Origin of the sequence: Thermus sp. (genome assembly GCF_037444525.1) — a bacterium.
In the GTDB taxonomy this organism is placed as follows: Bacteria; Deinococcota; Deinococci; order Deinococcales; family Thermaceae; genus Thermus.
This window is the reverse complement of sequence record NZ_JBBIMD010000076.1, coordinates 1-9,509: the sequence shown is the minus strand read 5'-3', so window position 1 is coordinate 9,509 and position 9,509 is coordinate 1. Positions and strand designations below refer to the sequence as shown.

General features: G+C 65.9%; 9 protein-coding genes and 2 pseudogenes. 10 read left to right on the top strand and 1 reads right to left on the bottom strand.

Annotated elements, in window-relative coordinates; translation table 11 throughout:
* The 10 genes and pseudogenes from WKI94_RS10705 to WKI94_RS10660 form a co-directional block, all read left to right on the top strand.
* A pseudogene (locus tag WKI94_RS10705) lies at nt 1-358 on the top strand (integrase core domain-containing protein); the annotation flags it as partial.
* A 67-nt stretch (nt 359-425) separates the two neighbouring features.
* Nucleotides 426-1,595 (top strand): branched-chain amino acid ABC transporter substrate-binding protein, encoded by a 1,170-nt coding sequence (locus tag WKI94_RS10700; protein ID WP_337845724.1) that lies wholly within the window; start codon nt 426-428, stop codon nt 1,593-1,595.
* 64 nt (nt 1,596-1,659) lie between these two features.
* Nucleotides 1,660-2,628 carry a branched-chain amino acid ABC transporter permease gene (locus tag WKI94_RS10695; RefSeq protein WP_337845723.1) on the top strand — a complete coding sequence of 323 codons (969 nt, stop codon included), beginning with the start codon at nt 1,660-1,662 and terminating at the stop codon, nt 2,626-2,628.
* Complete coding sequence (locus WKI94_RS10690) at nt 2,625-3,944, top strand: branched-chain amino acid ABC transporter permease (RefSeq protein ID WP_337845722.1); 1,320 nt, start codon at nt 2,625-2,627, stop codon at nt 3,942-3,944. The genes WKI94_RS10695 and WKI94_RS10690 overlap by 4 nt, the downstream gene beginning before the upstream one ends.
* Entirely contained in the window at nt 3,941-4,720 is a 780-nt protein-coding gene (locus WKI94_RS10685; RefSeq protein ID WP_337845721.1) for an ABC transporter ATP-binding protein, read from the top strand. Before WKI94_RS10690 ends, WKI94_RS10685 begins: the two co-directional genes overlap by 4 nt.
* Nucleotides 4,717-5,430: an ABC transporter ATP-binding protein gene (locus tag WKI94_RS10680; RefSeq protein ID WP_337845720.1), complete on the top strand. Its 714-nt coding sequence runs from the start codon at nt 4,717-4,719 to the stop codon at nt 5,428-5,430. Before WKI94_RS10685 ends, WKI94_RS10680 begins: the two co-directional genes overlap by 4 nt.
* Nucleotides 5,431-5,510: 80 nt before the next feature.
* Nucleotides 5,511-5,726, top strand: a pseudogene (locus WKI94_RS10675) (ABC transporter substrate-binding protein); the annotation flags it as partial.
* A 51-nt stretch (nt 5,727-5,777) separates the two neighbouring features.
* Nucleotides 5,778-6,788, top strand: a complete 1,011-nt coding sequence (locus tag WKI94_RS10670; protein WP_337845719.1) for an ABC transporter permease — start codon at nt 5,778-5,780, stop codon at nt 6,786-6,788.
* Between the two features lie 4 nt (nt 6,789-6,792).
* A complete protein-coding gene (locus WKI94_RS10665; RefSeq protein WP_337845718.1) occupies nt 6,793-7,644 on the top strand; it encodes an ABC transporter permease in 852 nt (283 codons plus the stop codon).
* 46 nt (nt 7,645-7,690) lie between these two features.
* Nucleotides 7,691-8,740, top strand: coding sequence for a protease complex subunit PrcB family protein (locus WKI94_RS10660; RefSeq protein WP_337845717.1), 1,050 nt, complete (start codon nt 7,691-7,693; stop codon nt 8,738-8,740).
* Here WKI94_RS10660 and WKI94_RS10655 read toward each other — a convergent pair.
* The coding region (locus tag WKI94_RS10655; protein ID WP_337845716.1) for a cyanophycin synthetase at nt 8,711-9,509 on the bottom strand (799 nt) is incomplete at its 5' end. The genes WKI94_RS10660 and WKI94_RS10655 overlap by 30 nt on opposite strands.

Below are 9,509 nucleotides of genomic sequence, written 5' to 3'. Positions count from 1 at the left end.
GTCCGTTTCCCATCCGGGCGGTGCAGGTGGATGGGGGTAGCGAGTTTATGGCGGAGTTTGAGGAGGCCTGTAGGGGTTTGGGCATCCGGTTGTTTGAGCTTCCTCCGCGGAGTCCCAAGTTGAATGGGCATGTGGAGCGCATGCAGCGGGCGTTTCGGGACGAGTTTTACACGCGTCCTCTGCCTTCTGGGATTGAGGGGCTTCAGCGGGAGTTGGATGCGTATTTGGACTACTACAACGGGCGGAGGCTGCACCGGGCTTTGGGGGGTCTTGCGCCCTTGGGGTTCCTGGCCAAGCTCAAGGAGGAGGGGGTCCCCACAGAGTCTCAAATGTGCTGGCCAACTACAGGGCGTTGACAGAAGGCCCTACCCCCCCCTTAGAATGGGGCCGCAACGCGAACGCGTGCTCTTTAGAGGAGGTGAGCTATGAGGAAACTGGGTTTCGTGGTAGCAGGGGTGGCCGCCCTGGGCATGGCCCTGGGGCAAAACGTCATCAAGATCGCCTCCCAGTCCCCCCTCTCCGGCCCCCAAGCGGCCTTGGGGGAGCAGATTAAGCTGGGGGCGGAACTGGCGGTGGAGGAGGCCAAGGCCCGCTTTAAGCAGCTGGGGTTTGACCTCCAGTTCGTCCCCTACGATGACCAGGCCAACCCCGACGTGGGCGTGGCCAACGCCAACCGCATCATCAACGACCCCGACATCCTGGGCGTGGTGGGCCACCTGAACTCCGGCGTGGCCATCCCCTCCAGCGAGGTCTACGCCCGGGTGAACCTGGTCATGGTCTCCCCCGCCAACACCAACCCCAGGGTCACGGACCGCAAGCTCCCCAACGTGAACCGCATCTGCGGCCGCGACGACGTGCAGGGTCCCGCGGGGGCGGAGTACGCCTTCAACAACCTGAAGGTCAACACGGTCTTCATCATCCACGACAAGACCGCCTACGGCCAGGGCCTGGCGGAGGAGTTCAAGAAGCGCTTTGAAGCCCTGGGCGGCCGAGCGGTGGCCTTCGTGGGCACCGAGGAAACCTCCAACTTCGTGCCCATCATCAACCAGATCCGGGGCGCCCGGCCTGTTCCCCAGCTCATCTACTTCGGGGGCATCTACAGCCAGATCGGGCCCTTCGTGAAGCAGCTCCGCGAACGGGGCCTCACCACCCGCCTCATGGGCGGCGACGGCCTGGACTCCGCCGAGTTTGAGCGCCTGGCAGGCTCCCAGGCGGCCAAGGGCACCTACTACACCACGGTGGCCGGCCCTGTGTCCGCCTTCCCCAAGGCCAAGGCCTTCGCCCAGCGCTTCAAGCAGAAGTACGGCAAGGACGTGGAGGGCTTCGGCATCTACGCCTACGACGCGGCCAACGTGATCCTGACCGCCTTGGAAAAGGCCATCAAGGACAACGGGGGCAAGAAGCCCACCCGGGAGCAGGTGTCCAAAGCGGTGCGGGCGGTCAAGATGGAGGGCCTCACCGGCACCATTGAGTTTGACGAGAAGGGGGACATCAAGAAGGCCAAGTACTTCATCATGCAGGTGGCGGGCACCGGCAACTGGGCCGATAACAAGCTGATCCGCGTGGTGGAAGTGGCACCCCCTGCGGCAAGGTAAGAAGGTGGTGTAGACAAGGGGTGGCCCACGAGGCCACCCCTTGTGCCGGGAAAAAGGAGGCGTCTTGCTAGAACAGATCCTTGCGCTTCTTCCCCAGGTCATCTTTGACGGGTTCCTTTTGGGCTTCGTCTACGCCATGGTGGCCCTTGGGTACACCATGGTGTACGGCGTTTTGGAGCTCATCAACTTTGCCCACTCGGAGATCTTCATGATCGGGGCGGTGGTGGGGGTGGAAGTCTTCCGCTACCTGGGGCCCCTGGTGCCCAACGGCTACCTGCTCCTTCTCTTCGCCCTCCTCTTAGGGGGGCTTATCGCCGGGGGGACGGCCATCTTGGTGGAGCGCTTCGCCTACCGCCCCTTGAGGAAAAGGGGCACCACCAACCGCCTGGTGCCCCTCATCACCGCCATCGGGGTGTCCTTCATCCTGCAGGACCTGGTGCGGCTCATTGAGGGCCTGTGGCACAACGAGTTCTTCCTAGGGATGCACACCGTGGAGGACCTCGAGGGCTCGGTGAAGCTCTTCGGGGGGGACATCTTTGCCCAGACCAAGGCCTTTATCGTCATCGTGGTCTCCATCCTCATGTTGCTGGGCCTCACCTACCTGGTGAACCGCACCAAGCTGGGGGTGGCCATCCGGGCGGTGGCCCAGGACCTCCACACCGCCAGCCTCATGGGCATTGACCCGGACCGGATCATCTCCCGCACCTTCCTCATTGGGGGGTCCTTGGGTGGGGTGGCGGGGGTCCTCTTCGCCCTCATGTACACCACGGTGAACCCCTACGTGGGCTTCCTCCCTGGCATCAAGGCCTTCACCGCGGCGGTGCTTGGGGGCATCGGCAACATCCCCGGGGCCATGCTGGGCGGGCTTGTCCTGGGACAGCTGGAGAACTTCTTCGGCACCTACCTGCCCATCCTCACGAACGGCAACTTCGGCACGGAGTACAAGGACGTGGTGGCCTTCCTCATCCTCATCTTTATCCTCCTGGTGCGGCCCCAGGGCCTCCTGGGGCAGATGGTCAAGGAGAAGGTATGACCGCCATCGCCCTCACCTTCGGCTTCCTCCTCTTCACCTGGCTAGCCCCAGGGGCCTTAAGCGCCCTCTTCGGCCTCCTGGCCCTAGGGGTCACCGCCTTTGGCCGCTTCTCCTCGGGCCAGAGGGGGCTTAGCCTGGCCCTCCTCACCCTAGGCTTCACCCTGGGGCTTAGGGCCTCGGGGAACACCCTGGGCCTCATTGGGCTTGTGGGCATCCTGGTGGCCCTCACCACCTTGAAGGTGCCCCGCTTCCTCCAGGTTCTCTTGGGCCTTGCCATCCTCCTCCTTTCCGTGCCCGTGGCGGGGTTCGCCAACACCTTCATCTTTGAGCTCGGCATCCAGATCGGCATCTACGCGGCCATGGCCCTAGGCCTCAACGTGGTGGTGGGGATGGCCGGGCTTTTGGACCTGGGCTACGCCGCCTTCTTCGCCGTGGGAGCCTACACCTGGGCCATCTTCGGGAGCGAGCAGGCCAGGAACTTCATGCAGGGGAACTTCCCCCTTCCCGGGGAGTACATGTACCTCTTCATGGCCATCGCCATCGTCACCACCGCCATCACTGGCCTCCTCATCGGCCTTCCCGCCCTGAGGCTTAGGGGGGACTACCTGGCCATCGTCACCTTGGGCCTTGGGGAGGTGGTGCGCATCCTGGCCAACAACCTGGACCACCCCATCAACTTCACCAACGGGCCCCAGGGCATCACCCCCGTACAGCGCCCCCCTATAGACTGGTTCCACAGCCTCGCGGCCTCCCTAGGTCTCCAGCTGGACGCCCGCACGGACTACCAGCTCTTCTTCTACCTCTTGGTCCTCCTCATGATCGGGCTGGTGGTGCTGGTGAACCTGAACCTGGCCAACTCTCGCTTTGGCCGGGCCTGGGTGGCCATCCGGGAGGACGAGATCGCCGCCCGCTCCATGGGCATCCCCCTCCTGCCCACCAAGCTCCTGGCCTTCATGACGGGGGCAGCCTTCTCCGGGGTCATGGGGGTCATCTTCGCCGCCCAGAGGACCTTCGTCTCCCCGGAGTCCTTCACCCTGCTGGCCTCCATCACCATCCTGGCCATGGTGATCCTGGGGGGCATGGGCTCCATCCCCGGGTCCATCCTGGGGGCGGCGGCCCTCACCATCCTGAACCTGGACGTGCTCAAAACCTTCAGCGAGTTTGTCCGCACCAGCCTGCCCCAGATCCCAAGCCAGGTGGACCCCGCCAAGTACGAACGGTTGGTCTTCGGGATTATCCTGGTCCTCATGATGATCTTCCGGCCCGAAGGCCTGATCCCTGAGAAACGCCACCGGGCGGAGATGGAGGAGGCATGAAGGCCCTGGAGGTCCACAAGGTCACCAAGCGCTTCGGGGGGCTTGTGGCGGTGAACGAGGTGAGCCTCGAGGTCCGGGAACGGGAGATCTTCTCCGTCATCGGCCCCAACGGGGCGGGCAAGACCACCTTCTTCAACCTCCTCACCGGGATCTACGCCCCCGACGAGGGAAAGATCCTCCTCTTCGGCAAGGAGGTGACCGGCTTCTCCCCGGACCGCATCGCCAAGGAGGGGGTAGGGCGCACCTTCCAGAACATCCGCCTCTTCGGGGCCATGACTGTATTGGAGAACATCCTGGTGGGGATGCACATCCACACCCGGGTGCCCTACTTCCACGCCCTCCTCCGCACCCCCCTGGCCCGGAAGGAGGAGAGGCGGGCCGAGGAGGAGGCGAAGCGGCTATTGGATTACGTGGGCCTCCTCCACCGCAAGGACGAGCTAGCCAAAAACCTTCCCTACGGGGAGCAGCGCCGCCTGGAGATCGCCCGCGCCTTGGCCCTGAAACCCAGGCTCCTCCTCCTGGACGAGCCCGCTGCGGGCATGAACCCCAGGGAGACGGAGGAGCTTCAGGCCTTCATCCAAAAGCTCAGGGGCGAGCTTGGCATCACCGTGGTCCTCATTGAGCACGACATGCGCCTGGTCATGCGCATCTCCGACCGCATCGCCGTACTGGAGTACGGTTCCAAGATCGCCGAGGGCACCCCCGAGGAGGTGCGGCAAAACCCAAGGGTCATCGAGGCCTACCTGGGCAAGGGGGCAGCGGGAGGTGGGGCATGAGTCTCCTGGAGCTCAGGAAGGTCCACACCTACTACGGGCACATCCACGCCCTAAAAGGGGTCTCCTTGAGGGTGGAGGAGGGGGAGATCGTAACCCTCATCGGCTCCAACGGGGCCGGGAAGAGCACCACCCTAAGGACCATCAGCGGCCTGGTGAGGCCCAAAGAGGGAGAGGTCCTCTTCCAAGGCCGGCCCATCCACCGCCTGCCCGCCCACCAGATCGTGGCCCTGGGGGTAGGGCACGTGCCCGAGGGACGGCGCATCTTCCCCCGGCTTACGGTGGAGGAGAACCTGGAGATTGGGGCCTACCTGGAGCAGGACCGGAAGGTGGTGCAGGAGCGCAAGGAGATGGTCTTCGCTCTCTTCCCCAGGCTCTACGAGCGCCGGGGCCAGAAGGGGGGGACCCTCTCCGGGGGGGAGCAGCAGATGCTGGCCATCGGCCGGGCCCTGATGCAAAACCCCCGGATCCTCCTCATGGACGAGCCCTCCATGGGCCTTGCCCCGGTGCTGGTGGACTTCATCTTTGAGACCATCCTTAAGCTCAACCAGGAGGGCAAAACCATCCTCCTGGTAGAGCAAAACGCCCGTCTGGCCCTACAGATCGCCCACCGGGGGTACGTGCTGGCCACGGGGGAGATTGGCCTCGAGGGCCCAGCGAGGGCGCTTGCCCAGAACCCCGAGGTGCAGAAGGCCTACCTGGGGGAGGGCTGAAGCGCTTTCCCCGGACTTGCGCGCCCCGCAAGGGGCGCTTTATACTTGGTCCGTGCCAAAAGGGGGGAACCCCTGAAAAGAAGGAACTGGGGGACCTCCTCACCAAGGCGGCCACCAGCGCCAACGCGGAAGAGCGGAAGCGGCTTTACCAGCAGGCGGACGAGCTCACCTTCAACCTCGCCCTCCGCATCCCCATCGTCCACTCCCAGCCCCTTTTGGCCAAGCGGAAGAACATCACCGGCTGGACGCCAAGCCCCTTGGGCTCCGAGTCCTTTGAGACCATTGAGAAGCGGTAGCGCGTTTTAGCCCGGACCCCCCTTGGGGGGGGTCCGGGTTTCTTACAACAAATGTGGAGCTACACTTTCAGACGCCTTTTGGGCCTTTTCCCGGTGCTCATCGGCATAACCCTCCTGGTCTTCCTCTTCCTCCAGCTCATCCCCGGGGACCCCGCCCAGGCCATCCTGGGGGAGCGGGGCACCCCAGAACAGCTGGAGGCCCTGCGGGAGAAGCTGGGGCTAAACCGGCCCCTATACGTGCAGTACCTCACCTTTTTGAAGAGCGTCCTCACGGGGGACCTGGGCACCAGCACGGTCTCCACCATCCCCGTGGCCGACGAGCTCAAACGGCGCTGGCCCGCCACCTTTGAGCTGGCCCTGGCGGCCACCCTGGTGGCCGTGGCCCTGGGCATCCCCGTGGGCATCCTGGCCGCTGTGCGCAAGAACAGCCTCCTGGATACCCTCTCCATGAGCCTCTCCCTGGTGGGGGTTTCCATGCCCGTCTTCTGGCTGGGCCTCCTCCTCGTCTACCTCTTCGCGGTAAACCTCCACTGGCTCCCCACAGGGGGCAGGCTTTCCACCGACCTGGCCATAGACTACCGCCCCTTAACCGGCTTTCTCCTTCTGGATAGCCTCCTCGCCCTCCGGGGGGATGTTCTCTGGGATGCCTTGCGCCATCTCCTTCTTCCTGCCCTCACCCTGGGGACCATCCCCTTAGCCATCCTGACCCGAATCACCCGCAGCGCCATGCTGGAGGTCCTCTCCCAGGACTACGTGCGCACCGCCCGGGCCAAGGGCCTGGCCGAGCGCCAGGTTATCCTGAAGCATGCCCTGAAAAACGCCCTCTTGCCCGTGGTGACCATCGTGGGCCTCCAGTTCGGCACCCTTCTGGGCGGGGCCATCCTCACGGAGACCATCTTTTCCTGGCCGGGCATCGGGTCGTACATCTACGAGGGCATCCTCAACCGGGACTACCCCGTGGTCCAAGCAGGGGTCTTGGTGGTGGCCCTGGCCTTCGTATTGGTCAACCTGCTGGTGGACCTCTCCTACGCCCTTTTGGATCCCCGGATCCAGTACAGGTGACCCCATGGAAACCCCAACCCGAAAAGCCCTAAAGCGCTTCCTCCGCTCCCCCTCCGGCCGGGTGGGCCTGGTCCTCACCCTGGCCCTGGTCCTCCTGGCGCTTCTCGTACCCGTGCTTAAGCCCTACGATCCCGCCACGGACCGGGACTACCTGAGCCGGCTTAAGCCCCCTTCCCTGGAGCACCCCTTCGGAACCGACCACCTGGGGCGGGACATCTTCACCCGGGTGCTCCATGGGAGCCGCATCTCCTTGCAGGTGGGGGTCATCTCCGTAAGCATCGGGCTGGTCCTGGGCACCCTGCTGGGCCTTCTGGCAGGGTTTTTCCGGGGCCGGGTGGAGCTCGGGATCCTCTGGCTGTCCGACCTCCTCTTGGCCTTTCCCGGCACCCTTCTGGCCATCGCCATCGTGGCGGTTTCGGGCCCCAGCCTGCAGAACGCCATGCTGGCCATCGGCATCGTCCAGGTACCGGTGTACATCCGTCTGGCCCGCTCCATGGTCCTCTCCCTAAGGGAGCTGGACTACGTGCAGGCGGCCCACGCCCTGGGGGCAAGCCCAGGGCGGATCCTCCTGAAACACCTTCTGCCCGGCACCCTCCCGCCCCTCACCGTCCAGGCCACCCTTTCCATCGGCACCGCCACTCTCGAGGCCGCCGCCTTGGGCTTCCTGGGCCTAGGGGCCCAGCCCCCCGCCCCCGAGTGGGGGGCCATGATCGCCGACAGCTTCAAGGGGGGCTACGCCATGAACGCTCCCTGGACCATGATCTTCCCCGGGCTTTTCATCATGCTCACCGTTTTGGCCTTCAACCTCCTGGGGGATGGCCTGCGGGACGCCCTGGACCCCAGGAGCCGAGCCTAAACGAAGGCTAAACCCCAAGGGACCCTTTTGGCCCTATGATGGAACCATGCGCAAGACCCTCATGGTTCTCCTCGGGGCCACGGCCCTAGCAGGGTGCGAGCTGGTGCTGGAAACCTCGGGCTACTGGGTGAAGGAGGCCCAGCTCCTCTTCCCCGAAAGCACGGAGCGCTGGACCTACTTCTACGGGGAGCCCAGGGAGGTGAAGGTAGGGGGGAAAGTGCTAAGGCTGGAGGGGGCCAAGGGGGAAAGCCTCTGGGCCATGCCCCGGGCCCTATGGGTGGAGGGAAGCCCCCTCCTACGGGAGGTGGGGCCCGCCCTGAAGCCCCAGGCGGAGGCGGTGCGGGGCCTGGTGGGGGGGGCCTTGGAGGTGCGCACCGAGGTCCCCCTCCGGGCCACCTGGCTCCACGACGGTACGGGTTGGGTCCAGCTCACCGGGCCCCTAAGGGCCGGGGAAAGGCGGAGCCTGGTCCAGCCCATGGACTACCGCACCCCCGACCTCCCCACCTTCCTCCCCTCGGAAACCGCCGTCCTCCTCCGGGAGATCCTGGCCCGGCGGGGCGGGCGGCAGGTGGTGCTTTTCCACCTTTCGGAGCCCGTGCTGAAGCCCCTTCCCCTGGAGCCCACCCCCATGGCCTATGGGGTGGAGGCCCTCCTGGTCCAGTATGGGCTTAAAGTGGAGCTGGTGAGCCCCCCTGCCCCCAGCTACCGCCTCCTGGACCGGGGCACCAACGCCGCCTACGGGGCGGAAGAGCCTCGGGCCCTCTTGGCCAAGGACCCTACCCGCTTCGCGGAGGTCTGGAACCTGGTGGTGGGGAACCGCATCCCCCGCCCTCCTGCCCCCAGCGTGGACTTCCGCACCCGCAGTGTGGCCGCCTTCTTCTGGGGGCTGAAGCCCACGGGGGGGTACGGCCTCGAGGTGGTGGGGGTGACCTTTAGCGGCCCCACCGCCCGGGTGATCCTGGAGCTCAAGAGCCCCCCCAGGGGGGCCATCGTCACCCAGGCCCTCACCAGCCCCTACGTCCTCCTGGAGCTTCCCCGGGTGGACCGGGTGGTCTTCGCCGACCCTTCAGGGAGGGTCCTGGCGGAAGCCCGCTAGACCACCCCAAGGGGCCAGCAAGCCCCTCAGGGCCCCCACCAGGTACAAGGAACCTGTGGCGAGAACGGGCAGGCCGTCCTTTTGGGCGGCCTTAAGGGCATCCTCTAGGGCCTCCTTGGGGTCCTCAAAGAAGGGCTCCCCCACCCTCGAGGCCCCCTCCCCCGCCCGGGCGTAGCGCACTGTCTTGGCCTGGGGCAGGAGGCGGGCCAGAACCCCTCCGATGTCCTTCCGGGGAAAGGCCCCAAAGAGGAGGTGATAAGTAGAAAACTCCCGGGCCAAGGCCTCCGCCGCCGGAGGGTTGTGGGCCCCGTCCAGATAGACCTCCACCCCCTCCACCAGGAAACGCTCCAGGCGCCCAGGGTTTCGGGCCTCCCGGAGCCCCCGGGCGATGGCCTCCTCGGGAAAGCCCAAGAGGCGGAGGGCGGCCGCCGCCAGGCGGCCGTTTTCCTCCTGGAAGGCCCCCCTTAGGGCAGGGGGCGCGGGGAGGGCGAAAAGGGGGTCTTCGGGGTCCAGGAGGTGAAGGGGCGCCCCGCGGAGGGCGGCCACCTCCCGCACCACCTCCAGCCCCACCCCCCTTGCCCCCGTGACCACCGGCACCCCCTCCCGGATGGCCCCCGCCTTGTCCCGGGCCACGGCCTCCAGAGAGCCCCCTAGGGCCTCCAGGTGGTCCTCCCCCACGTTGGTGAGGACGGTGAGGGCCACCCGCCCCAGGGCGTTGGTGGCGTCCTTCTCCCCTCCTACCCCTGCCTCCACCGCGGCGTAGGCCACC